The sequence below is a fragment of the Pseudomonas sp. AC239 genome (assembly GCF_979258545.1).
On sequence record NZ_OZ409864.1, the window covers coordinates 1,816,130 to 1,841,164 of the forward strand.

The following is a 25,035-nucleotide window of genomic DNA, read 5'->3' on the forward strand; positions in this document are numbered from 1 at the left end:
GGATTTATCCCCGTTGGACGGCGCAGCCGTCCCAAAACCATTGAATGCAGTCAGTTAGTACAGAGTTGCAATATTTGGGGCCGCTTCGCGGCCCAACGGGGATAAATCCCCTCGCCACAAAAACCCTCAACACCCTATCGCGCCTACTGCTTGCCCAACGCAAAGTTGGGTAACGCCCCCAGCGGCTGGTTGAACTGATAGGGAATCGACACCAACCCTTCCCCGGTATTGCGCTGCACCACGAAGTGCAGGTGCGGGCCGCTGCTGTTGCCGGTGTTGCCGGACAGCGCCAGCGGGCTGCCGACCTTGACCCGCTGGCCTTCGCGCACGCTCACCGAACCCTGTTTCAGATGCAGGTACACGCCCATGGTGCCGTCGTCGTGCAGCACCCGGACGAAATTGCCGGAGGCATCGGTGCCGCGCCCGCTCTGGGAGTTCTCGGTCTTGACCACCACTCCCGCTCGCGCGGCGATGATCGGCGTGCCCACCGGCATGGCGATGTCCATGGCGTAGCGGTTCTTCGGCCCGTAGTGGCTGTATTGGCCGTTGGCGCCCTGACTCAGGCGAAACGGCCCGCCACGCCAGGGCAGCGGATAGCGATAGCTCTGCGCGGTGCCTGCGGGGTCGCCCAGCGAATACTGGAACTGCGGCGAATACACCAGCGGCTGGTCACGACTGATCGCCGTCAGCAGCGCCAGCCGCGTGTTGCTGCGCGGTGGCAGCACGCGACGGATCGCCTGCGCTGGCGCGCCACGCACATTGCTCGTGCCGATGAAGGCCAGGGCAACCTCGACCGGCGCGTACAGATCGTTGCGCGCAAACACCACGTCGACGCCCTTCTGCTTCTTGATGTCCAGGTACACCTGGCGGTCGAGGCGCTCGACCATACGGTCCTGAAACACGAACACTTTCGCGCCTTTGCTCGGGCGGTCGCTGTACGAGACCACGCCGTTGGCGTCGGTGGATTTGTAGATGGTCATGGCCATCGCCAGCCCGGAGGCCAGGCAGAGACCGCAGAAAAACAGCAGGCGCGCGAGCATGGGCAAAAGTCTGTCGAAGGAAGGCCTGGGAATCAGCCTAGCAGCTGAGACAGACCAGGCTAGTCGACAGATGTTTCAAATTCGCCTGCACGGGAGATGGTTGGTGTTTTGGCTGGCCCCTTCGCGAGCAGGCTCGCTCCCACATTTGGAATGCGTTCCAAGGTGGGAGCGAGCCTGCTCGCGAAGGCGGCTTATCAGGCGACGAAGCTTACGCGCCCGGTACGAAATGCTTCTGCGCCGTGCCACGGGCGATCAGGCGCGAGATGTAGTCGAGCTTCTGCGCATCCTGGTCGACAAAGCGGAAGGTCAGTTGCAGCCAGTCGCTGTCGGCTTTCTGCTCGTGGGCGACGATGGCGTGCAGGTAACCATTGAGGCGCGCGATCTCGGCGTTATCGCCCTGCTCCAGATCGAGCACGGCGCTGTCGAGGATCTGCGGTAGGGTTTCGGTGCGCTTCACTACCAGCAGGGCTTCCTTGATGCTCAGGGCCTTGATCACGCATTGCTGAGTACCGCTTGGAAGGCGCAACTGGCCCTGACCGCGACCGCCCACCGGCGCCTTGGATGCACCGGGTGCCTGAACTGGTGGGCTGTTGAGCAAACCACGCGATGGCGCAGCTGCAGCGGCGGGCTTGGCAAACGGGTTGGCCGCAGCAGCAGCCGGAGCACCACCGACCACGGCAGGCTTGCCGCCGGTCAGTGCGCTCAGCGAGTCGTTGCCGAACGCCGAATTCATCTTGGTCGGCGCGCTGTTCATCAAGGTGTCGAGCTTGCCGACCTTGTTCAGTGCCTGCTTGACCTTGGTCAGCAGTTGCTCGTTGGTGAACGGCTTGCTGACGTAGCCGGAAACGCCGGCCTGAATCGCCTGCACGACGTTTTCCTTGTCGCCACGGCTGGTGACCATGACGAACGGCATGGTCTTGAGGTTGTCCTGCTCGCGGCACCAGGTCAGCAGTTCGAGGCCGGACATTTCCGGCATCTCCCAGTCACACAGCACCAGGTCAAAAGCCTCTTTGGCCAGCATGGCCTGGGCCTTTTTGCCGTTGATGGCGTCCTCGGTGCGGATTCCCGGGAAGTAATTACGCAGGCACTTTTTCACCAGGTCACGAATGAACGAAGCATCGTCCACGACCAACACACTGATCTTGCTCATCCAACACCCCTATTAAAATCCCGGCAAGCATAACGCTGGCTGATGGCACATTGCCAAAACTCTTCAGTCACGCCGGGACTTTTCGTTCGCGGGTGCTGCTTTTTAATTCGATCTGCCTTGTGTAAAGCGCAAACAAAAACGCCCGGCCAGAGGGCCGGGCGCTTTTCTCAGGCAATCTTACTTATCGTCAGCTTCGCCCGGAACATTAGCGGTTTCAGTGCTTGTGCCTTCAACTTCTTCCTTCATGCGCTTGAGGCCCATGTGGCGCACGTCGGTGCCGCGCACCAGGTAGATCACCAGTTCGGAGATGTTGCGCGCATGATCGCCGATGCGCTCCAGCGAACGCAGGACCCAGATGATGCTCAACACCCGCGAGATCGAGCGCGGATCTTCCATCATGTAGGTGGCCAGCTCACGCAAGGCGGTTTTGTATTCGCGGTCGATGATCTTGTCGTACTGCGCCACCGACAGTGCCAGATCAGCGTCGAAACGCGCGAACGCGTCCAGCGCATCGCGGACCATGTTGCGCACCTGGTCGCCGATGTGACGAACCTCGACGTAACCGCGCGGCGCTTCGCCTTCTTCGCACAACTGGATGGCACGGCGGGCGATCTTGGTCGCTTCGTCGCCGATGCGCTCAAGATCGATCACCGACTTGGAAATGCTGATGATCAAACGCAGGTCGGACGCCGCCGGCTGACGACGGGCGAGAATACGCAGGCATTCTTCGTCGATGTTGCGTTCCATCTGGTTGATCTGGTCGTCGATCTCACGCACCTGCTGAGCCAGGCCGGAGTCGGCCTCGATCAGCGCCGTGACCGCGTCGTTGACCTGCTTCTCGACCAGCCCGCCCATGGCCAGCAGGTGGCTGCGCACTTCTTCCAGTTCGGCGTTGAACTGCGCGGAAATGTGATGGGTTAAACCTTCCTTCGAAATCATGATTTGCTCCGCAAAAGCCATGAGCTGCAAGCTACAAGCTGCAAGCTGATTTGTGTCGTACTCGAACCGCTCTTTCTTGCCGCTTGAAACTTGCGGCTTGCAGCTGTTCGATCAGCCATAACGACCGGTGATGTAGTCTTCGGTCTGCTTCTTCGCCGGATTGGTGAACAGGGTATCGGTGTCGCCGAATTCCACCAGTTTGCCCATGTACATGAACGCGGTGTAGTCGGACACCCGTGCCGCCTGTTGCATGTTGTGGGTAACGATGACGATGGTGAACTTGGACTTCAGCTCGTAGATCAGCTCTTCGACTTTCAGCGTCGAGATCGGGTCGAGAGCCGAGCACGGTTCGTCGAGCAGCAGCACTTCCGGCTCAACCGCGATGGTGCGCGCGATCACCAGACGCTGTTGCTGACCGCCGGACAGGCCGAGGGCCGAGTCGTGCAGACGGTCTTTGACCTCGTCCCACAATGCCGCGCCTTTCAACGCCCATTCAACGGCTTCGTCGAGGATGCGCTTCTTGTTGATGCCCTGGATGCGCAGGCCATAGACCACGTTTTCGTAGATGGTCTTCGGAAACGGGTTGGGCTTCTGGAACACCATGCCGACGCGACGACGCAGTTCGGCAACGTCTTCGCCCTTGCGATAGATGTTGTTGCCGTACAGGTTGATCGCGCCCTCGACACGGCAGCCGTCGACCAGATCGTTCATCCGGTTGAAGGTACGCAGCAGCGTCGACTTACCGCAGCCCGACGGGCCGATGAACGCAGTCACGCGCTGTTTCGGGATGTTCATGCTGACGTCGAACAAGGCCTGTTTCTCGCCGTAGTACAGGCTCAGGCCCGGTACTTCGATGGCAACGGTTTCCTGCGCCAGGTCCAGGCTCTGCTTGTCGCGGCCCAGGGCAGACATGTTGATGCCGTGGCTGTGTGTTTCGTGCTGCATGGGGTCTCACTCCGTTCGTAGCTGCAAGCTTCTAGCTGCAAGCTGCAAGTTTGAGCAAAAGCGGCTTTTAGCTTGCCGCTTGTGGCTAATGGCTTTAGCTGTCCAGTGCTTTGTATTTTTCGCGCAGGTGGTTGCGGATATACACCGCCGACAGGTTCAGCGTCGCGATCACCAGCACCAGCAGCAGCGCGGTGGCGTACACCAGCGGGCGGGCTGCTTCGACGTTCGGGCTCTGGAAGCCGACGTCATAAATGTGGAAGCCCAGGTGCATGATCTTCTGGTCCAGGTGCAGATACGGGTAGTTGCCGTCCACCGGCAGCGACGGCGCCAGTTTCACCACACCCACCAGCATCAACGGCGCCACTTCACCGGCGGCACGCGCCACAGCGAGGATCATGCCGGTCATCATCGCCGGGCTGGCCATCGGGATAACAATTTTCCACAGCGTTTCCGCCTTGGTCGCGCCCAACGCCAGCGAACCTTCACGCACGGTGCGCGGGATGCGCGCCAGACCTTCTTCGGTCGCCACGATCACCACCGGCACGGCCAGCAACGCCAAGGTCAGCGAGGCCCAGAGCAGGCCCGGGGTACCGAAGGTCGGCGCCGGCAGTGCTTCAGGGAAGAACAAGCGGTCCACAGAACCACCGAGTACGTAAACGAAGAAACCCAGGCCGAATACGCCGTAAACGATCGCCGGTACGCCGGCAAGATTGTTCACCGCAATGCGGATCACCCGGGTCAGGGTGTTCTGCTTGGCGTATTCGCGCAGGTACACCGCCGCCAGCACGCCGAACGGGGTGACGATCATCGCCATGATCAGGGTCATCATCACGGTGCCGAAGATCGCCGGGAAAATCCCGCCTTCGGTGTTCGCTTCACGCGGGTCATCGGAGAGGAATTCCCAGATTTTGCTGAAGTAGAAACCGAGTTTGGTCAGTGTGCTCATCGCGTTCGGCTGGTAGGCGTGAACCACTTTGCCCAGACCGATTTCGATTTCCTTGCCGTTGGCATCGCGAGCAGTCAGTGCGTCGCGGTTGAACTGCGCATGCAGGTCGGCCAGGCGCGCTTCGATGTCCTGATAGCGCGCGTTCAGCTCGGCGCGCTCGGATTCCATGTCCGCTTGTGCGGTGGCGTCGAGTTTGCCTTCCAGCTCCAGCTTGCGGCCGTGCAGACGGATGCGTTCGAGGCCGGCGTTGATCGCGCCGATGTCGGTTTTTTCCAGCGACTTCAGTTGCGCAGCGAGGCCGTTCACACGATCAATGCGCGCCTGCAGCTCAGGCCATGCGGCCTCGCCCTCCGCGATGACCTTGCCGTCCTGTTTGACGTTGACCAGGTAGCCGTAGAAGTTACCCCACTCACGACGCTCGATCGCCATCAACTCCGGCGGCGTGGTCTGGTTGCTCAGCCACTCGCCGACGATCCAGGTGAAGTCGTTGCCGTTCAGGTCACGGTTGCCGACCTTGATCAGCTCGCGAGTCATGAACTCCGGACCCTCGTCCGGCACCGGCAAACCGGCACTCTTCAGACGCGCGCGCGGCACTTCTTCTTTCTGTACCACTTCGCCGATCACCAGATGATTGGCCTGGCCCGGTACGTCGTAGTGAGCGTGGATCAGATCCGCCGGCCAGAAGTGACCGAGACCGCGCACGGCAATCACCGCCAACAGGCCAATGGTCATGATGACCGCGATGGACACCGCGCCACCGCTGATCCAGACGCCCGGGGCGCCGCTCTTGAACCATCCTTTCAGGGAGTTCTGTTTCACAGACTTCTACCTTTGCTTAAAGCGACGAGTATTTCTTGCGCAGACGCTGACGAATCAGTTCTGCCAGGGTGTTCATGACGAAGGTGAACAGCAGCAGCACCAGCGCCGAGAGGAACAGCACGCGGTAGTGGCTGCCGCCGACTTCCGACTCGGGCATTTCCACCGCGACGTTGGCGGCCAGGGTGCGCAGGCCTTCGAACAGGTTCATCTCCATGACCGGGGTGTTGCCGGTGGCCATCAGCACGATCATGGTTTCGCCGACCGCACGGCCCATGCCGATCATCAGCGCCGAGAAGATGCCCGGGCTGGCGGTCAGGATCACCACGCGAGTCATGGTCTGCCACGGCGTCGCACCCAGAGCCAGCGAACCCAGGGTCAGGCCGCGCGGCACGCTGAACACGGCGTCTTCAGCGATCGAGTAGATGTTCGGGATCACCGCAAAACCCATGGCCAGACCGACCACCAGAGCGTTGCGCTGGTCATAGGTGATGCCCAGGTCGTGGGAGATCCACATGCGCATGTCGCCGCCGAAGAACCAGTTCTCCATGAACGGGCTCATGTACAGCGACAGCCAGCCCACAAACAGGATCACCGGAATCAGCAGCGCACTTTCCCAGCCATCCGGGACTTTCAGGCGGATCGATTCAGGAAGGCGACTGAAGGTGAAACCGGCGACCAGAATGCCGATCGGCAGCAACATCAGCAGGCTGAAGATGCCCGGCAAATGGCCCTCGACATACGGCGCAAGGAACAGGCCGGCGAAGAAACCGAGGATCACCGTCGGCATCGCTTCCATCAATTCGATCACCGGTTTGACCTTGCGGCGCATGCCTGGAGCCATGAAATACGCGGTGTAGATCGCTGCCGCAACGGCCAGTGGCGCGGCCAGCAGCATCGCGTAGAACGCAGCTTTCAAGGTGCCGAAGGTCAGCGGCGACAGGCTCAGTTTCGGTTCGAAATCGGTGTTGGCCGCGGTCGATTGCCAGACGTACTTAGGCTCGTCGTAGTTCTCGTACCAGACCTTGCTCCACAACGCGCTCCACGAGACTTCCGGGTGCGGGTTGTCGAGCAGCAGCGGTTGCAGCTTGCCGCCGGCTTCGACGATCACGCGGTTGGCGCGCGGCGACAGACCGAACAGGCCTTGCCCTTCAACCACCTGATCGACCAGCAGCGTGCGGTGCGCGGTGCTGTGGAACACGCCGAGCTTGCCGCTGGCATCGAGGGCGAGGAAGCCTTTGCGGCGCTCTTCGGCAGCGATTTCAACGATTGGCGTGGTGCCCATCTGGAAGGTGCGGATCTGCTTCAGGCGCAGCTCGCCATCGGTGTCACGGGCCATGAACCACTGCGCCAGACCACCCTTGGAGTCACCGACGATCAGCGAAATGCCACCGACCAGTTGCGTGGTGGCAGTGACTTCGGCGTCAGCATTTTCCAGCAACTTGTAACGCCCGTTGAGGCTCTTGTCGCGCAGGCTGAACACGTCGGCCTGGGCACGCCCGTTGACTACATACAGCCACTGCTGGCGCGGGTCGACGAAGATGTTTTTCACAGGCTCGGTCATCTGCGGCAGATCGATACGCTTCTGCTCGTTGGTGACTTCGCCGGTCATCATGTTTTCTTCGCTGGTCAGCGACAGCACATTGAGTTGCGAGCCAGTGGAGCCAACCAGCATCAGTGTCGAATCAGTGGCGTTGAGGCTGACATGTTCCAGCGCACCGCCGCTCTCGTTCAGCGCAATCGGCGCCTCGCCGTACGGGTATTCGATGGCCGGGCTGATGGTTTTCTTGCCATCCGGGTAGCTGACTTTATAGGTATGACGGAACACCAGCGCCTGACCGTTGGACAAGCCCACGGCCACCAGCGGATGACCCGGCTGGTCTTCGCCAATGGACGTTACGCTGGCACCGGCCGGCAATGGCAGATCGACGCGCTTCAATTCAGCGCCACTGTCGATATCAAAAAACAGCGCCTGGCCCTTGTCGGAGACGCGCATGGCCACCTGATTCTGCTCTTCGAGCGAGATCATCAGCGGCTTGCCGGCGTCCTGCATCCAGGCCGGGGTGATCGAGTCTTTCGCAGTCAGGTCAGCGCCTTGAAACAACGGCGCGACGACGTAAGCGAGGAAAAAGAAAATCAGGGTGATGGCCGCGAGCACCGCCAGGCCGCCGACGAGGACGTACCAACGGGTGAAGCGATCCTTGAGCGCACGAATACGGCGCTTGCGTTGCAGCTCAGGCGTATTGAAATCAATGCGCTTGGGAGGGGAAGTCGTAGTCATTGGGGAATTGGCCAGATCATTCATGCGCACACCCTAGCGATCCTGTATGACAGAAAGATGACAATGCAGTGACGCAGCAAATCCGCCAGCCGGAAGTCCGGCAGCGGAGTCGAAAATTTGGTGGTTGCAGGAGCGCGTCTGTTCGCCAAAGCGTCGGGTCAGCCACATTTATGCTGCATGTGACCACCCCTTCGCGAGCAGGCTCGCTCCCACAGGAGTCCGGCTTCAGGCCGGCCTCAGGGTGTTACTTCTTGGCGACTGCGCCGCCTTCCTGCAGACCGAGGTCAGCCAGTGCTTTGGCAGCAACCTTGGCTGGCAGCGGGATGTAGCCGTCTTTCACTACCACTTCCTGACCCTGTTTCGACAGCACCAGCTTCACGAACTCGGCTTCCAGCGGGGCCAGAGGCTTGTTCGGGGCTTTGTTGACGTAAACGTAGAGGAAGCGCGACAGCGGATACTTGCCGTTCAGGGCGTTTTCTTCGGTGTCTTCGATGAAGTCAGTGCTGCCTTTCTTGGCCAGCGGTACGGTTTTCACGCTGGCGGTCTTGTAACCGATGCCCGAGTAACCGATGCCGTTGAGCGAGGAGCTGATCGACTGCACTACCGACGCCGAACCTGGTTGTTCGTTGACGTTAGGCTTGTAGTCGCCTTTGCACAGGGCTTCTTCCTTGAAGTAGCCGTAGGTGCCGGATACCGAGTTGCGGCCGAACAGTTGCACTGGCTTGTTGGCCAGATCGCCGGTCACACCCAGGTCGCCCCAGGTTTTCACGTCGGCCTTGGCGCCGCACAGACGGGTCGACGAGAAGATCGCATCAACCTGTTCCATGGTCAGGTGCTGGATCGGGTTGTCCTTGTGCACGAACACGGCCAGGGCATCCACGGCAACCGGAATGGCGGTTGGCTTGTAGCCGTATTTCTGCTCGAAGGCCGCCAGTTCGGTGTCCTTCATCTTGCGGCTCATCGGGCCCAGGTTAGAGGTGCCTTCGGTCAGCGCAGGTGGCGCGGTAGCCGAACCTGCAGCCTGAATCTGGATGTTGACGTTCGGGTATTCTTTTTTGTAGTTCTCAGCCCACAGGGTCATGAGGTTGGCCAGGGTATCGGAACCGACGCTGGACAGGTTGCCCGACACACCAGTGGTCTTGGTGTAGCTCGGGATAGCAGGGTCAACAGCGGCGAACGCGTTGGCAGTCGCAACGCCAGCAGCGACAAAAGTCATTGCCGCCATCAAACGCTTCAGTTTCATGCCTTACTCCTAGCAGATAGGGTGTGTTAAGTCGGGGCCAAGTATCAGCAGGCCATGTGAACACTCTATGGCTGAAATATGACAATTGGATGAAAGGCCAGCATCCGGTTTTGCTGGATGATTTGTGATGTCCCCATTCGCGAGCAGGCTCGCTCCCACAAATGAAATGCATTCCAACTGTGGGAGCGAGCCTGCTCGCGAAGAGGCCGGTATTGGTGGAGCAGATCCTGGGCTTTAGCGCCCCTTCTTCCAGAGCCAGGCGCCTACCACAATCCCCATCCCGCACAACACCGCCACATAGTAAGCCGGTCCCATTGCGCTTTCCTTCAGCAGCAGGCTCACCACCATCGGCGTCAAGCCACCAAAGATCGCGTAAGCGACGTTGTACGAGAACGACAAGCCACTGAAGCGAACCACCGGCGGGAATGCTTTGACCATCACGTACGGCACCGCGCCGATGGTGCCGACCAGCAAACCGGTCAGTGCGTACAGGGGGAACAGCCAGTCCGGGTGGTCGGCGAGGCTGTGGTAGAAGGTCCAGGAGCTGATCAGCAGGCCCAGGCAGCCAAAGACGAAGACGCGACCGGCGCCAAAACGATCGGCGAGCGCGCCGGCACCAATGCAGCCGAGGCTGAGGAACACGATGGCCAGGCTGTTGGCTTGCAGCGCCGTGGTTGGCGAGAAGTGGTAGACGGTTTGCAGCACGGTCGGCGTCATCAGAATCACCACGACAACACCGGCCGACAGCAACCAGGTCAGCAGCATCGAAATGGCAATGGCGCCGCGATGATCACGCAGCACTGCGCGCAGCGGCACTTCTTCGGCCAGTGCCTTGCGCAGTTGCAGCTCAGCGAACACCGGTGTCTCGTGCAGCCAGCGGCGCAGGTACACCGAGAACAGGCCGAACACGCCGCCGAGGAGGAACGGGATCCGCCAGGCGTAATCCGCCACTTCGGCTGGCGTATAAATGCTGTTGATCGCCGTGGCGACCAGCGAGCCGAGGAGGATGCCGGCAGTCAGGCCGCTGGTGAGCGTGCCGCAGGCATAACCGATGTGCTTTTGCGGTACGTGTTCGGAAACGAAGACCCACGCCCCCGGCACCTCACCGCCAATCGCCGCGCCCTGGATCACCCGCATGAGCAGCAACAGGATCGGCGCCCAGATGCCGATCTGCGCGTAGGTGGGCAGCAGGCCCATGATCAGCGTCGGCACGGCCATCATGAAAATGCTCAGGGTGAACATTTTCTTGCGCCCCAGCAGGTCACCGAAGTGCGCCATGACGATGCCGCCCAACGGCCGCGCCAGATAGCCGGCGGCAAAGATGCCGAAGGTTTGCATCAAGCGCAGCCACTCGGGCATGTCGGCAGGAAAGAACAGTTTGCCGACGACGGTGGCGAAAAAGACGAAGATGATGAAATCGTAGAACTCCAGCGCCCCGCCGAGGGCGGACAGCGACAGAGTCTTGTAGTCATTGCGGGTCAACGGTCGTGCGGGTTGCTCGGGCTGCGCGAGGCTCGAAGGCGCTGTGGTCATGGCAAGGGCTTCTCTTATAGTCGAATCTGTCGCCACAACAACGCTGGCGGTGGCTTGGACAGGTTCGGCACCATAGCAAATTGTTCGAAAAAGCACATAGAGGCGCGTAATTGACGGTCGAAATCAGAACCGGGTGGTCGTCGCGGGGTCTATCGACCGATATACTCGCCACCTGCGCAGGATTTGTAAGAGGTTACTGTGCGAAAACGTTGTTGGCCCGTCCTTTGCTCGGGATTTAGCCTTTTTCGCAGAGTTTCCCTTTAGGCGCCTGATGGAAAACGTGACGAACGCAGTGTGTTCGGTGTTGAATCGTTTTTCTTGAAGACGGCTACCACCCGCAATACCCACGAAGAGTCACGGGTCAGAGGCCCCTCGGCATGATAGAGCTCGAACAAGAAGATCCGATCCCACAGGGCGACCTGGCCCTGCAAATCACCGCCCTTCCGCGCGAAACCAACGGCTTTGGCGATATTTTCGGCGGCTGGCTGGTCGCGCAAATGGATCTGGCCGGCACCGCGATGGCCAGCCGCGTTGCCGGCGGTCGCGTCGCCACTGTCGCCATTGACCGCATGGCGTTTCTCGTCCCGGTCGCGGTCGGCGCGCAGCTGTCCTTTTATACCCAGACCCTGGAAATCGGCCGCAGCTCGATCCAGATGATGGTCGAAGTGTGGAGCGATGACCCACTGTCCAGCGAATGGCGCAAGGTCACCGAAGCGGTTTTCGTCTTCGTCGCCATCGACGGCAGCGGTCGCACCCGTTCGCTGCCGCCACGCGCGCGTTAAACCTCGCCGCCGTTTTGCGGTCGATAGTCGTCCCCAGTGTCTGATCGAGAGTTGCCCATGAACACGCCCAACGTTGAAGCCGTCAAACAGGATGAACTGAACTGCTGGCGCATCCGCCACGGCAAGGCCGAAGTGCTGGTGGCCCAGCAAGGCGCGCACATCCTCAGTTATCAGATCGACGGCCAGCCGCCGATCATCTGGCTCAACGACAAGGCCGAGTTCAAGACCGGCAAAAGCATCCGCGCCGGTGTGCCGGTGTGCTGGCCGTGGTTCGGCAAGTTCGAACGCAACCCGCACAGCGTGCAGGCCATGTACACCGGCGAGCAGCCGGCTCCCGCGCACGGTCTGGTGCGGGCGATGGACTGGGAGTTGGGCAACATCGAATCAGAGGCTGACGGCATCAAGGTCGAGTTCAAGCTGCCCTACCCGGAAGGTGGCCTGCCGGGCTGGCCCCACGAGGTCGATCTGACCCTGACCCTGCATCTGGCGGAGCAACTGCATTACAGCCTGACCAGCCATAACCGGGGCACTGACAGCGTCACGCTGAGTCAGGCGCTGCACACCTATTTCGCCGTGAGTGACGTGCGTAATGTGCATGTCGACGGTGTGGGCGGGCTCAACTACATCGAGACCCTGGATGACTGGAACACGGCCAGCCAGAGCGGCGATCTGCATTTCGCCGGCGAGACCGACCGCATCTACCTCGACGTTCCGCCGCAATTGAACATCGTTGATCCGACGTGGGAACGACGCATTGTGCTGACCTCCACCGGCTCGCGCACGGCGGTGATCTGGAACCCATGGATCGACCGCGCCGCCGCCCTGCCGGACATGGACGACGACGGCTGGCAGCGCATGCTATGCATCGAGACGGCGAATGTGATGGATGACCTGGTCACACTGGCGCCGGGGGCGAGCCATACCATGGGTGTCAGCGTAGCTGCTACGCCGCTCTAAGCTCTAGCACCATACAAAAGGGCAAAGAGCCCTGTGGCGAGGGGATTTATCCCCGCTGGGTCGCGCAGCGGCCCCCGCTTTTTCTAAATCAAAAGCTGGGGCCTGCTGCGCAGTCCAGCGGGGATAAATCCCCTCGCCACAGATAAATCCCTTCACCACAGATAAATCCCCTCACCAAAAAGGCTCGCTCCTAAATTTATGTGCGGCGCGCTTTAGAGGTCAGCCTCCTGCACCACCCGCACTTTCTCCGCCTCCAGCGCATACGCCGCATCCGCCAGGTCATTGCTGACCTTCTCGATCTTCAGCGTGCCGGTCACCCACAGCGGTGTGTAGATATCGTCCAGCTTCAAACCCTTGGGATATCGCACCAGCACCAATTGATTGGGCGGCGGTGGCGGTACGTGGATGCAGGCGCCCGGATACGGCACGAGGAAGAACAACGTGCTGCGGCCCTTGGCATCGGACTCCAGCGGCACCGGGTAACCGCCGATGCGGATGTGTTTGTCGTTCATCGACGCCACGGTTTTTGTCGAATACATCACCGCTGGCAGACCTTTGGCCTGCTTCATCCCGCCCTTCTCGGTGAAGGTGCCGGTGGCTTCGGGCGAGTTGTGATCGATTTCAGGCATGGCCTCAAGGGCCTTTTGATCCGACTTGGGCATCAGTTCCAGCCAGTCGGTTTCCGGCAGTTCGCCGGCGTGGGCGAGATAGCTGCCCAGCAAGAGGAGAGTCAACAGAAGACGGCGCATGAAGGTGCTCGGCAGGCAAAGGAATGGACGGTGAGTCGCCGCGCATTCTAGCCCTCCCGACCGCGATGGCCGAGAGGGCTTTGTCGCTTTCGATCAGTTCTTTTTGATCAGACCGTAGATCACCAGCAACACGATCGCGCCGACCAGTGCGCCAAGGAAACCTGCACCCTCGCCCGCCTGATAGATGCCCAGAGCCTGGCCGCCGTAGGTGGCTGCCAGCGAACCGCCGATACCGAGCAGGATGGTCATGATCCAGCCCATGCTGTCATCGCCCGGTTTCAGGAACCGAGCCAGCAGGCCGACGATCAAGCCGATAAAGATGGTTCCGATAATTCCCATGGCAATTCCCTCTTGATGATAGATATGCGAAGCCTAGTCAGACTTTGGCATCCTGCCATGAGAGAACGGCGGCCCCTGAATGGTTCCGCCGCTGCCACATGAAACTGTTTTACTCGGCGATCAGCGCTTCGACCTTGATGATCTGCGCCTGCAGCGTGGCCATGTCGGCGCAGCGCAGGTTGGCGTGGCCGACCTTGCGTCCGGCCTTGAACGCTTTGCCGTAGTGATGCAAATGGCAGTCTTCGATGGCGATGACTTTCTCAACCGGCGGTACCACGCCGATGAAGTTGAGCATCGCGCTCTCGCCGACCTTCGCGGTCGAACCCAGCGGCAGGCCGGCCACGGCACGCAGGTGGTTTTCGAATTGACTGCACTCGGCGCCTTCGGTGGTCCAGTGCCCGGAGTTGTGCACGCGCGGGGCGATTTCGTTGGCCTTCAGGCCACCGTCGACTTCGAAGAACTCGAAAGCCATCACGCCGACGTAGTCGAGGTGCTTGAGCACACGGCTGGAATAATCCTCTGCCAGCGCCTGCAACGGGTGATCGGTGCTGGCTACCGACAGCTTGAGAATGCCGCTGTCGTGGGTGTTGTGCACCAGTGGGTAGAACTTCGTTTCGCCATCGCGGGCACGCACGGCGATCAGCGACACTTCACCGGTGAACGGCACGAAGCCTTCCAACAGGCAGGCAACGCTGCCCAGCTCGGCGAACGTACCGGCAACCTCTTCCGGCTTGCGCAGGACTTTCTGGCCCTTGCCGTCATAACCCAGGGTACGGGTTTTCAGCACGGCCGGCAGGCCGATGGAAGCGACGGCCGCGTCCAGGTCAGCTTGCGACTGGATGTCGGCGAAGGCCGGGGTCGGAATGCCGAGGTCCTTGAACATACTCTTTTCGAACCAGCGATCGCGGGCGATGCGCAGGGCTTCGGCGCTCGGGTACACCGGCACGAATTGCGAGAGAAACGCCACGGTTTCGGCCGGGACGCTTTCGAATTCGAAGGTCACCAGATCGACTTCATCGGCCAACTGACGCAGATGATCCTGATCGCCGTAATCGGCCCGCAGGTGTTCGCCCAGCGCGGCCGCACAGGCGTCCGGCGCAGGGTCGAGAAAAGCGAAGTTCATCCCCAGCGGAGTGCCCGCCAGGGCCAACATGCGACCCAACTGGCCGCCACCGATTACACCGATCTTCATCTCAACAACCTCAGGCAATACGTGGGTCTGGATTGTCCAGGACGCTGTCTGTCTGCTCGGCACGGAAGGTTTTCAGTACCGCGTGAAATTGCGGGTGCTTGGCGCCGAGGATGCTCGCCGAGAGCAGCGCGGCGTTGATCGCGCCGGCCTTGCCGATGGCCAGGGTGGCGACCGGAATGCCTGCCGGCATCTGTACGATCGACAGCAGCGAATCGACGCCCGAGAGCATGGCCGACTGAACCGGCACGCCCAGCACCGGCAGGTGGGTCTTCGCCGCACACATGCCTGGCAAGTGGGCTGCGCCACCGGCACCGGCGATGATCACCTCGATGCCGCGGCTTTCAGCCTCTTCGGCGTACTGGAACAGCAGATCCGGGGTGCGGTGAGCGGAAACCACCTTGACCTCGTACGGGATGCCGAGCTTTTCCAGCATATCGGCGGTGTGGCTAAGGGTGGACCAATCGGACTTGGAGCCCATGATCACGCCAACCAGTGCACTCATCGTCGCGCCTCTTCTCTCTGGAGCGCCCGCAGGCGCGTCATAAAACAACAAGCCACGCAGGTTGCGTGGCTTGATTGTACGAAAAATGGCCGGACGTGCCGGCCGAAGGCCGCGCAGTATACCGCAAAGAAAGCAATAAACAGCCCCCGAAACGACCATCTGTCAAATGAGCGAAACGCCCGGTTTTATTGACTTGAAGGTCAGCGAAACAACACTGCAAAAACTCCCACCTGTGGGAGCGAGCCTGCTCGCGAAAGCGGTGTATCAGTCGCCATCAAAATTACTGACACGACGCCTTCGCGAGCAGGCTCGCTCCCACATTTGATCTTTATAAGCTTCAGGTGCTTTGTGCAGCACCGCCCTCAAGCTTGCGCCACAGCAAGCGCACGTTGGCCTTGCGCACCAATGCGCAGCGGTACAGGCGGATCTCCAGCGGCACATGCCACTGCGGGCCGCCGCACACCACCAGCTCACCGCGGGCCAGTTCGGCGCGCACGCTCAGTTGCGGTACCCAGGCAATGCCGAGGCCTTCCAGCGCCATGCTTTTCAGGCTGTCGGCCATGGCGGTTTCGTAGATCGTGGTGAAGCGCAACTGGCGCTGGCGCAGCAGGCCGTTGACCGAACGGCCGAGAAACGCCCCGGCGCTGTAAGCCAGCAAAGGCACGCTCGCCTCGCCTTCCAGATCGAACAGCGGTTTGCCATCCAGATCCGCCGCGCACACTGGCAGCATTTCCGTCTGGCCGAGATGCAGCGACGGGAAGATTTCCGGGTCCATCTGCATCGCCGAATCCGGGTCGTAGAACGCCAGCATCAGATCACAGCCACCTTCGCGCAGTGCATGCACGGCGTCGCCAACGTTGGTGGCCACCAGCCGCGTGGCGATGTTCAGCCCTTCGTTGCGCAACTGGGCGATCCAGCGCGGGAAAAAGCCCAAAGCCAAAGAGTGCGCCGCAGCAACTTGCATCACTTCGCCCTGCCCGCCTTCCAGATGATGCAGATGGCGCAGCACTTCACCGAGTTGTTCGACCACGGTGCGCGCGGTCACCAGAAACAACTGCCCCGCCGCCGTCAGTTCGACCGGCGTGCGCGAGCGGTTGACCAGGGTCAGCCCCAGCGCCGCTTCGAGGCTGCGGATCCGCCGACTGAACGCCGGTTGGGTCACGAAGCGCCGTTCGGCCGCCTGCGAGAAGCTGCGGGTGGCGGCCAGGGCACTGAAGTCCTCGAGCCATTTGCTTTCCAGATTCATCACGTCCTCCCGGACACGCACCAAAACAGGTCACACGTCTGCCGCACAGGCGGCGTCACATGGGCATTATGCCGAATGTGCATAGGGCAGCGCTTAACAGCATTGGCCCAAAAATCCCCACAAGCCTAGCATTCGCAGCGTTCCGGCACAGACCGGGTCCTTATCGAGATGATTTCTATCATGTCCTCCGCTGCATCTTTCCGCACAGAAACCGACCTGCTTGGCGCCCTTGAAGTACCGGCCCATGCGTATTACGGCATCCAGACCCTGCGAGCGGTGAACAACTTCCGCCTCTCGGGCGTTCCGATTTCGCATTACCCGAAACTGGTTGTGGGCCTGGCGATGGTCAAACAGGCCGCCGCTGACGCCAACCGCGAGTTGGGTCACCTGAGCGAAGCCAAGCACGCTGCCATCAGCGAAGCCTGTGCCCGATTGATCCGCGGCGATTACCACGAAGAGTTCGTGGTCGACATGATTCAAGGTGGCGCCGGCACGTCCACCAACATGAACGCCAACGAAGTGATCGCCAACATTGCTCTGGAAGCGATGGGCCACGAGAAAGGCGAATACCAGTACCTGCACCCGAACGACGATGTGAACATGGCGCAGTCGACCAACGACGCTTACCCGACGGCGATCCGTCTGGGTCTGCTGCTCGGTCACGACGCGCTGCTGGCCAGTCTCGACAGCCTGATCCAGGCCTTCGCGGCCAAGGGCAAAGAGTTCGACCACGTGCTCAAAATGGGCCGGACCCAACTGCAAGACGCCGTGCCGATGACCCTAGGCCAGGAATTCCGCGCGTTCGCCACTACCATGGGCGAAGATTTGGCGCGTCTGAAGACGCTGGCCCCGGAACTGCTGACCGAAGTCAACCTGGGCGGCACCGCGATCGGCACTGGCATCAACGCCGACCCGCGTTATCAGGCACTGGCCGTTCAGCGTCTGGCACTGATCAGCGGCCAACCGCTGGTACCGGCTGCCGACCTGATCGAAGCGACCTCCGACATGGGCGCGTTCGTGCTGTTCTCCGGCATGCTCAAGCGCACCGCGGTCAAGCTGTCGAAGATCTGCAACGACCTGCGCTTGCTGTCCAGCGGCCCACGTACCGGCATAAATGAAATCAACCTGCCGGCGCGTCAGCCAGGCAGCTCGATCATGCCCGGCAAGGTCAACCCGGTGATCCCGGAAGCCGTGAACCAGGTCGCGTTCCAGGTCATCGGTAACGATCTGGCGCTGACCATGGCAGCCGAAGGCGGCCAATTGCAGCTGAACGTGATGGAGCCGCTGATCGCTTTCAAGATCCTCGACTCGATCCGCCTGCTGCAGCGCGCCATGGACATGCTGCGCGAGCACTGCATCGTCGGCATCACCGCCAACGAAGCGCGCTGCCGTGAACTGGTCGAACATTCGATCGGTCTGGTTACCGCACTGAACCCGTACATCGGCTACAAGAACGCCACCCGCATCGCCCGTATCGCCCTCGAAAGCGGCCGCGGCGTGCTGGAACTGGTGCGCGAAGAAGGTCTGCTCGACGAAGCCATGCTCGCCGACATCCTGCGCCCGGAAAACATGATCGCCCCGCGTCTGGTTCCGCTCAAAGCCTGAGCCGACGCGAACTTGCAGCACCGCTCACCAGGTCGAGGGACTAGACACCTCTCACCTTTTGAGGGCTTGGGGATTTTGTCCCCGAGCCCTTTTTTTTAACTGTTTGATCCTGAGACCCGAATGTAGGGGGACTGAACAATATGGAGGTGAGCCCTTGTGGCAAGGGGATTTATCCCCGTTGGGCTGCGAAGCGGCCCCGATACCAACAATAAGGATGTACCAGAAACACCGCGTGCAATGGTTTACGACTGCTTCGCAGCCGAACGGGGATAAATCCCCTCGCCACAAACGCCAAGTGTTTCAAAGCTTCGTTTCGTCGCTTGCACCACTACCGTGCAGACGGGCGCGCCACTGATCGGTATAGTGCCGCCCCTCTTCGCGTGAGCGGTCGTCGGTAACGAGGCCATAACCCATGCGAAACCCGAACTAATAACAAAACCCGCGATATGGATCCGGGACGAAACCTTCGCCTCGCCCGTCGTGCCGCGTGCATGCCGGTGTAACACGATGTTTCTCCGATCCAGCATTTGCACCCACAAAAAACAGCGAGGATAAATCCATGCTCGAAGTCATCAACGACTTCCTCTCAGGGAAAGTACTGATCGTGCTCATTGTCGGGCTCGGTAGCTACTTCACGATTCGCTCGCGTTTCGTTCAACTGCGTCACTTCTTCCACATGTTCGCGGTGTTCCGCGACAGCCTCAAAGGCAGCGCCGGGCAACTCAGCTCGTTCCAGGCCTTGATGCTCAGCCTCGCCGGCCGCGTCGGTGCAGGCAACATTGCCGGTGTCGGCATCGCCGTGACCCTCGGTGGTCCGGGTGCGGTGTTCTGGATGTGGGTGACCGCACTGGTCGGCATGTCCAGCAGCTTCTTCGAGTGCACCCTGGCCCAGGTCTACAAGCGCGCCGATGGCGACGGCCTGTACCGTGGTGGCCCGGCCTACTACATCCAGCACGGGCTCAAGCTCAAAGGCATGGCGATCGTTTTCTCTGTTCTGCTGCTGGTCACCTACGGCTTCGCCTTCATTGGCCTGCAGTCCTACACCGTGACCCATTCGCTGCAGAACGCCTTTGACTTCAACCCACAACACACCGGGATTGTCCTCGCGGTGCTGCTGGCCATCACCTTTATCGGCGGGATCAAGCGCATCGCCTCGGTCTCCGACCTGCTGGTACCGATCAAGACCCTGGCCTACATCGGCGTGACGCTGTACGTGATCGGTACCCAGATCGAACACGTGCCAGCCATGCTGGAAACCATCTTCAAAAGCGCCTTCGGCCTCGACCCGGCCTTTGCCGGTCTGCTCGGCAGTGCCATTGTCATGGGCGTGAAGCGTGGCGTGTTCGCCAACGAAGCGGGCCTGGGCAGTGCGCCGAACGTCGCCGCTGTGGCTGCCGTCAAGCACCCGGGCGCGCAGGGCGTGGTTCAGGCTTTCAGTGTGTTCCTCGATACCTTCGTAATCTGCACCTGCACCGCGCTGCTGATCCTTCTCTCAGGCTTCTACACCCCGGGCTTCGAGGGTGACGGTATCGTTCTGACCCAGAACTCGCTGGCTGCCGTGGTCGGTGACTGGGGTCGCATGTTCGTCAGCGTCGCACTGTCGCTCTTCGTCTTCACCTGCATCCTCTACAACTACTACCTGGGCGAAAACAGCCTGCAGTTCCTCAGCCGCAACCGCGCTTTGCTGATGCTGTTCCGTGGCTTGGTGCTGGCGTTGGTGGTCTGGGGTTCGATGCAGGACCTGACGACCGTGTTCGCCTTCGCCGACATCACCATGACCTGCCTGGCCTTCGTCAACCTGGTGGCCCTGGCCATGCTGTTCAAGGTCGGCCTGCGGGTGATGCGCGACTACGACGAGCAGCGCCGCGCCGGCGTCAAACAGCCAGTGTTTGATTCGAGCAAGTTCGCCGACCTGGACCTGGATCGCAACGCCTGGCCGGCCAACCCGCCAGCAGCAGCGGGCCAGACTGAAACTGCGCCGCAAGGCGTACCTGCAGCGCAACGCTGACAGGTGAATGACGGGCGCATCCCCTGCGCCCGTCAGTTATTGTGATGCAATAACTTGTAGGAGCGAGCCTGCTCGCGATGGCGGACTTTCAGCCAACATCATTGTTGAATGACACACCGCTTTCGCGAGCAGGCTCGCTCCCACAGGACCCTCATCGTTTCGGAGAATCCTATGAGCTCGTCGACCTATCCCGCCGCTCAACACGTCATGGTGCTCTACACCGGTGGCACCATCGGCATGCAGGCCAGCGCCAACGGTCTGGCCCCGGCGTCCGGTTTCGAAGCGCGGATGCGCGACTACCTGCACAGCCAGCCTGAGCTGGTGGTGCCGCAGTGGCGATTCCGCGAAATGTCGCCGCTGATCGACAGCGCCAACATGACCCCGGCCTATTGGCAGCAACTGCGCGAAGCGGTGGTGGATGCGGTCGATGTGCAAGGCTGCGACAGCGTGCTGATTCTGCACGGCACCGACACGCTGGCGTACAGCGCGGCGGCGATGAGTTTTCAGTTGCTCGGCCTGCAGGCGCGCGTGTGTTTCACCGGTTCGATGCTGCCGGCGGGCGTGACCGACAGCGATGCCTGGGAAAACCTCGGCGGCGCGCTGGGCGCCCTCGGCCAGGGCCTGGCGCCGGGCGTGCATCTGTACTTCCACGGCGAACTGCTGGCACCGACCCGCTGCGCGAAAGTGCGCAGCTTCGGGCGGCATCCGTTCAAGCGCCTGGAGCGTCAGGGCGGCGGCGTCAAAGCCACTTCAATTCCAGCGTCGCTGAACTATAACCAGCCGAAGCAATTGGCCAAGGTCGCCGTACTGCCGCTTTTCCCGGGCGTCAGCGCAGAAGTGCTGAACGGTCTCCTCGACAGCGGCATTCAAGGTCTGGTGCTGGAGTGCTACGGCAGCGGTACAGGGCCGAGCGACAACCCCGAGTTCCTCGCCAGCCTTGGCCGCGCACGGGATAACGGCGTGGTAGTGGTTGCAGTGACGCAATGCCATGAAGGCGGGGTGGAGCTGGATGTCTACGAGGCGGGAAGCCGCTTGCGGGGCGTGGGCGTGTTGTCCGGTGGCGGCATGACCCGCGAGGCGGCGTTCGGCAAATTGCATGGCTTGCTGGGGGCCGGGCTGGAAACGGCGGAAGTGCGACGATTGATCGAACTGGATCTCTGCGGCGAACTGAGCTGATCTGTCATAACGCAAATCCCCCTGTGGGAGCGAGCCTGCTCGCGAAAGCCATGACACATTCGGCATTCGTGTGGCTGACACACCGCTTTCGCGAGCAGGCTCGCTCCCACAAGGGATTTTTGTACGGCATATAAATTGCTGCGTCCCAGCCACCTCCAGGCTGGAAGACCCCATGCTCCACTCCCACCTCACCACCCTCAATGCGGTCTCGCTGATCCTCAACACATTCAAGGCCCAAGGTCTGTCGAGCGAAGCCTTGCTGGCTGGCAGCGGCATCGTGGCGGCGGATTTGCAGCGAGCCGATACGCGCATCACCACCCATCAGGAGATGCAGGTCTGCACCAATGCGGTCGCGCTCAAGCGTGACATCGGCCTCGAATTGGGCCGGCGCATGCACGTGTCCTGTTACGGCATGCTCGGTTACGCCCTGCTGACCTGTGCCACCTTCGGTGACGCTTTGCGGCTGGCGATCCGTTATCCGGCGCTGTTGGGCACGTTGTTCGAACTGAGCCTGGAAGACGATGGCGAGCAGGTCTGGTTCGTCGCTGCTGATTACCGTGAAAGCGCGGCGATGGCGGTGTTCAACGCCGAATTCTGTCTGGTGTCGCTGAAAGTCATCTGCGACGACTTGCTCGGCCACCCGTTGCCGCTGCGCGCCACGCGCTTCGAACATGCCGCACCGGACTACCGCGCCAGCTACGCTGAGCCCTTCAACTCGCCGCTGCACTTTTCGGCCAAGGACAACGCCTTCGCCTTCGACCGCCACTGGCTCGATCAGCCGCTGCCGCTGGCCGACGCCATTACCCATCAAGCGATGGCCGAGCGCTGCCGCAAGCAGAATCTGGAGTTCACCGGACGTCAGGCCTGGCTGGGGCGGATTCGGCAGTTGCTCAGCGCGCAATTGAATGCCGCGCCGGGCCTGGAGGGGCTGGCGCAGCAGATGAAGTGCTCACCGCGTACCTTGCGCCGGCACCTGAAAGACATGGGCAGCAGCTATCAGGAACTGCTCGATGAGCTGCGCTTCGAGCGGGCCAAGCAGATGTTGTGTGAGGATCAGTTGCCGATCTATCGGATCGCCGAGACGCTGGGCTTCAGCGAGACCGCGAGTTTCCGGCATGCATTCGTGCGCTGGAGCGGCGTGGCGCCGAGTCAGTTCCGGCCGCATTGATGCTCCCTGTAGGAGTGAGCCTGCTCGCGATGGCTATTTATCATCCAACACATTCTTTGCCTGACAGACCGCTATCGCGAGCAGGATCACTCCTACAAAGGTTCGTATTTCACCCTTGAGCCAGCGTTATCAAGGGGCGAATTTCGGTCAGAGGTTTTGGCCATATCGATCCCCTTTTGGCCGCTCCCGACGTTCTCCGATTCAAGTTGCGCCGCAACACTGAAGACCACCGAATCAGCCTTGCGGAGAACAACAAATGCTGACGATCTACTCAGACGATCACCACCTGCACCATGGCCGCTGCGAACTCATCGATGGCCAGCTCAAGCCGTGCTTCGAGATGCCGTCGCGTGCCGACCACGTACTGCAACGCGTGCACAAGCAAAACCTCGGGGCGGTCGAAGCTCCGAAGGATTTCGGCCTGGAGCCGATCGCGCGCATTCACAGCCGTGACTATCTGGAATTTTTCAAAGGTGCGTGGGATCGCTGGACCGAGTTCAACACCGACGGCGACTTGCTGCCCTACACCTGGCCGGCGCGCACGCTGCGTGCGATCAAACCGACCAGCCTGCACGGCCAGCTCGGTTATTACAGCTTCGATGGCGGCGCGCCCATTACCGCCGGCACCTGGCAAGCGGCCTACAGCGCGGCGCAAGTGGCGCTTACCGCGCAGGCAGAAATCCAGCGTGGCGCCCGCGCGGCCTTCGCCCTGTGCCGCCCGCCGGGACATCACGCCGCCAGCGATTTGATGGGCGGTTATTGCTACCTCAATAACGCCGCCATTGCAGCGCAAGCGTTCCTCGACCAGGGGCACCAGAAAGTCGCGATCCTCGACGTCGATTACCACCACGGCAACGGCACTCAGTCGATTTTCTATGAACGCAGCGACGTCCTGTTCACTTCGATCCACGGCCACCCGGAAGCGGAGTTTCCGTTCTTCCTCGGCTACGACGACGAACGCGGCGAAGGCGCCGGTGAAGGTTTCAATTTCAACTATCCGCTGCCGGCCGGTTCTGGCTGGGATGTCTGGAGCGCGGCGCTGGATCAGGCCTGCGACGAGATCGATCGCTATGGCGCGGACATCATCGTCGTCTCCCTCGGGGTCGACACGTTCAAGGACGATCCGATCTCGCAGTTCAAACTCGACAGCCCGGATTACCTGGCCATGGGCAAGCGCATTGCCGCCCTCGGCAAGCCGACCTTGTTCGTCATGGAAGGTGGCTACGCGGTAGAGGAAATCGGCATCAACGCAGTGAACGTGCTGGAAGGTTTTGAACAATGAAAAAGCGACTGATCGCCTCGGCGCTGTGCGCGGCCCTGCTGAGTGCTGGCGCCCACGCCGAAGAACGCACGCTGCGCGTCTACAACTGGTTCGATTACATCACGCCCAAGGCGCTGGACGACTTCAAGGCCCAGAACAGCCAGACCAAACTGATCTACGACATCTTTGACACCAACGAAGCACTCGAGGCCAAGCTGCTCACCGGCAACTCAGGCTATGACGTGGTAGTGCCGTCAAACGTGTTCCTCGCCAAACAGATCGAGGCCGGAGTATTCCAGCCGCTGGATCGCAGCAAGCTGCCGAACTGGAATCACCTCGATCCGAAACTGATGAAGCTGATCGAGGCCAATGACCCGGGTAACAAATTTGCCGTGCCGTACATGTACGGCACCATCCTGATCGGCTTCAACCCGGCCAGGATCAAAGCAGCGCTGGGCGATAACGCGCCAGTGGACAGTTGGGACCTGATCTTCAAGGAAGAGAACATCAGCAAGCTCAAGCAGTGCGGCGTCGCCCTGCTCGACTCGCCGTCGGAGATTCTGCCGCTGGCCCTGCAACACCTCGGCCTCGACCCCAATAGCAAGAAGCCGGCGGATTACGCCAGGGCCGAAGCGCTGCTGATGAAGATCCGCCCTTACGTGACCTACTTCCATTCGTCCAAATACATGGCTGATATCGCCAACGGCGACATCTGCGTGGCCGTCGGTTATTCCGGCAGCTTCTCGCAAGCAGCCAACCGCGCCAAGGAGGCGAAGAATGGTGTGGTAGTAGACATGCGCTTGCCAAAAGAAGGGGCGCCGATCTGGTTCGATATGCTCGCGATTCCCAAAGGTGCGAAGAACACCGAGGACGCTTACACCTTCATCAACTATCTGCTGCAACCGGCGGTGATTGCCCCGGTCAGCGATTTTGTCGGCTATCCAAACCCGAACAAGGACGCCACTGGCCTGGTCGATCCGGCGATACGCAACAACCCGAACCTGTACCCGACCGACGCTGCCATGAACACGCTGTACACCTTGCAACCGCTGCCTCGGGATGCCGAACGCGCGCGGACGCGGGCGTGGACCAAAATCAAATCCGGGACCTGATTCCCGCGCCGCATCCAGGACCCGCACACGCGGGTCTTTTTTTGC

Annotated in this window: 21 protein-coding genes; 8 read left to right on the forward strand and 13 right to left on the reverse strand. The window is 61.0% G+C overall.

What is annotated here, in order from left to right:
* Positions 1–143: 143 nt before the first annotated feature.
* From ACZ0AZ_RS08485 to ACZ0AZ_RS08520, 8 genes are all read right to left on the reverse strand, one after another.
* Positions 144–1,040: a M23 family metallopeptidase gene (locus ACZ0AZ_RS08485; protein ID WP_310402959.1), complete on the reverse strand. Its 897-nt coding sequence runs from the start codon at positions 1,038–1,040 to the stop codon at positions 144–146.
* Between the two features lie 208 nt (positions 1,041–1,248).
* Positions 1,249–2,190 (reverse strand): response regulator, encoded by a 942-nt coding sequence (locus tag ACZ0AZ_RS08490; protein ID WP_129997969.1) that lies wholly within the window; start codon positions 2,188–2,190, stop codon positions 1,249–1,251.
* Positions 2,191–2,367: 177 nt separating this feature from the next.
* Positions 2,368–3,129, reverse strand: coding sequence for a phosphate signaling complex protein PhoU (gene phoU, locus ACZ0AZ_RS08495; protein ID WP_039757305.1), 762 nt, complete (start codon positions 3,127–3,129; stop codon positions 2,368–2,370).
* Positions 3,130–3,240: 111 nt separating this feature from the next.
* On the reverse strand, positions 3,241–4,074 hold the full coding sequence (pstB, locus tag ACZ0AZ_RS08500) for a phosphate ABC transporter ATP-binding protein PstB (RefSeq protein ID WP_016772482.1): 834 nt from the start codon (positions 4,072–4,074) through the stop codon (positions 3,241–3,243).
* Positions 4,075–4,168: 94 nt separating this feature from the next.
* The gene (gene pstA / locus ACZ0AZ_RS08505; RefSeq protein WP_039757302.1) at positions 4,169–5,839 is read right to left on the reverse strand and encodes a phosphate ABC transporter permease PstA; all 1,671 of its coding nucleotides are present in this window, start codon (positions 5,837–5,839) and stop codon (positions 4,169–4,171) included.
* 16 nt (positions 5,840–5,855) lie between these two features.
* Positions 5,856–7,889 carry an ABC transporter permease subunit gene (locus ACZ0AZ_RS08510; RefSeq protein ID WP_200890451.1) on the reverse strand — a complete coding sequence of 678 codons (2,034 nt, stop codon included), beginning with the start codon at positions 7,887–7,889 and terminating at the stop codon, positions 5,856–5,858.
* Between the two features lie 472 nt (positions 7,890–8,361).
* On the reverse strand, positions 8,362–9,360 hold the full coding sequence (locus tag ACZ0AZ_RS08515; RefSeq protein ID WP_038359380.1) for a phosphate ABC transporter substrate-binding protein PstS: 999 nt from the start codon (positions 9,358–9,360) through the stop codon (positions 8,362–8,364).
* A gap of 234 nt (positions 9,361–9,594) precedes the next feature.
* Positions 9,595–10,893 carry an MFS transporter gene (locus ACZ0AZ_RS08520; protein WP_463537201.1) on the reverse strand — a complete coding sequence of 433 codons (1,299 nt, stop codon included), beginning with the start codon at positions 10,891–10,893 and terminating at the stop codon, positions 9,595–9,597.
* Positions 10,894–11,270: 377 nt separating this feature from the next.
* Between ACZ0AZ_RS08520 and ACZ0AZ_RS08525 the strand changes: the two genes are divergently transcribed.
* A complete protein-coding gene (locus ACZ0AZ_RS08525; RefSeq protein WP_463537202.1) occupies positions 11,271–11,675 on the forward strand; it encodes an acyl-CoA thioesterase in 405 nt (134 codons plus the stop codon).
* Positions 11,676–11,732: 57 nt separating this feature from the next.
* The gene (locus ACZ0AZ_RS08530) at positions 11,733–12,632 is read left to right on the forward strand and encodes a D-hexose-6-phosphate mutarotase (protein ID WP_463537203.1); all 900 of its coding nucleotides are present in this window, start codon (positions 11,733–11,735) and stop codon (positions 12,630–12,632) included.
* A gap of 212 nt (positions 12,633–12,844) precedes the next feature.
* Here the strand turns inward: ACZ0AZ_RS08530 and ACZ0AZ_RS08535 are convergent, their stop codons facing one another.
* From ACZ0AZ_RS08535 to ACZ0AZ_RS08555, 5 genes are all read right to left on the reverse strand, one after another.
* Positions 12,845–13,381 (reverse strand): DUF3299 domain-containing protein, encoded by a 537-nt coding sequence (locus ACZ0AZ_RS08535; protein ID WP_016772476.1) that lies wholly within the window; start codon positions 13,379–13,381, stop codon positions 12,845–12,847.
* A 93-nt stretch (positions 13,382–13,474) separates the two neighbouring features.
* Positions 13,475–13,720: a GlsB/YeaQ/YmgE family stress response membrane protein gene (locus ACZ0AZ_RS08540; protein ID WP_039757291.1), complete on the reverse strand. Its 246-nt coding sequence runs from the start codon at positions 13,718–13,720 to the stop codon at positions 13,475–13,477.
* A 109-nt stretch (positions 13,721–13,829) separates the two neighbouring features.
* Positions 13,830–14,912 (reverse strand): 5-(carboxyamino)imidazole ribonucleotide synthase, encoded by a 1,083-nt coding sequence (locus ACZ0AZ_RS08545; protein ID WP_463537205.1) that lies wholly within the window; start codon positions 14,910–14,912, stop codon positions 13,830–13,832.
* Between the two features lie 10 nt (positions 14,913–14,922).
* Complete coding sequence (purE, locus tag ACZ0AZ_RS08550) at positions 14,923–15,414, reverse strand: 5-(carboxyamino)imidazole ribonucleotide mutase (protein ID WP_007920220.1); 492 nt, start codon at positions 15,412–15,414, stop codon at positions 14,923–14,925.
* A 337-nt stretch (positions 15,415–15,751) separates the two neighbouring features.
* The gene (locus ACZ0AZ_RS08555; protein WP_039757287.1) at positions 15,752–16,660 is read right to left on the reverse strand and encodes a LysR substrate-binding domain-containing protein; all 909 of its coding nucleotides are present in this window, start codon (positions 16,658–16,660) and stop codon (positions 15,752–15,754) included.
* A 180-nt stretch (positions 16,661–16,840) separates the two neighbouring features.
* Here ACZ0AZ_RS08555 and aspA point away from each other — a divergent pair, with 180 nt between their 5' ends.
* From aspA to ACZ0AZ_RS08585, 6 genes are all read left to right on the forward strand, one after another.
* The gene (aspA, locus tag ACZ0AZ_RS08560; protein ID WP_016772472.1) at positions 16,841–18,265 is read left to right on the forward strand and encodes an aspartate ammonia-lyase; all 1,425 of its coding nucleotides are present in this window, start codon (positions 16,841–16,843) and stop codon (positions 18,263–18,265) included.
* Between the two features lie 559 nt (positions 18,266–18,824).
* Entirely contained in the window at positions 18,825–20,273 is a 1,449-nt protein-coding gene (locus ACZ0AZ_RS08565) for an alanine/glycine:cation symporter family protein (protein WP_039757286.1), read from the forward strand.
* 171 nt (positions 20,274–20,444) lie between these two features.
* A complete protein-coding gene (locus tag ACZ0AZ_RS08570; protein WP_039757284.1) occupies positions 20,445–21,449 on the forward strand; it encodes an asparaginase in 1,005 nt (334 codons plus the stop codon).
* 172 nt (positions 21,450–21,621) lie between these two features.
* Entirely contained in the window at positions 21,622–22,617 is a 996-nt protein-coding gene (locus tag ACZ0AZ_RS08575) for an AraC family transcriptional regulator (RefSeq protein WP_415761046.1), read from the forward strand.
* Between the two features lie 256 nt (positions 22,618–22,873).
* A complete protein-coding gene (locus ACZ0AZ_RS08580) occupies positions 22,874–23,899 on the forward strand; it encodes a histone deacetylase family protein (protein ID WP_039757281.1) in 1,026 nt (341 codons plus the stop codon).
* A complete protein-coding gene (locus ACZ0AZ_RS08585) occupies positions 23,896–24,990 on the forward strand; it encodes a polyamine ABC transporter substrate-binding protein (protein ID WP_463537206.1) in 1,095 nt (364 codons plus the stop codon). The genes ACZ0AZ_RS08580 and ACZ0AZ_RS08585 overlap by 4 nt, the downstream gene beginning before the upstream one ends.
* Positions 24,991–25,035 lie beyond the last annotated feature (45 nt).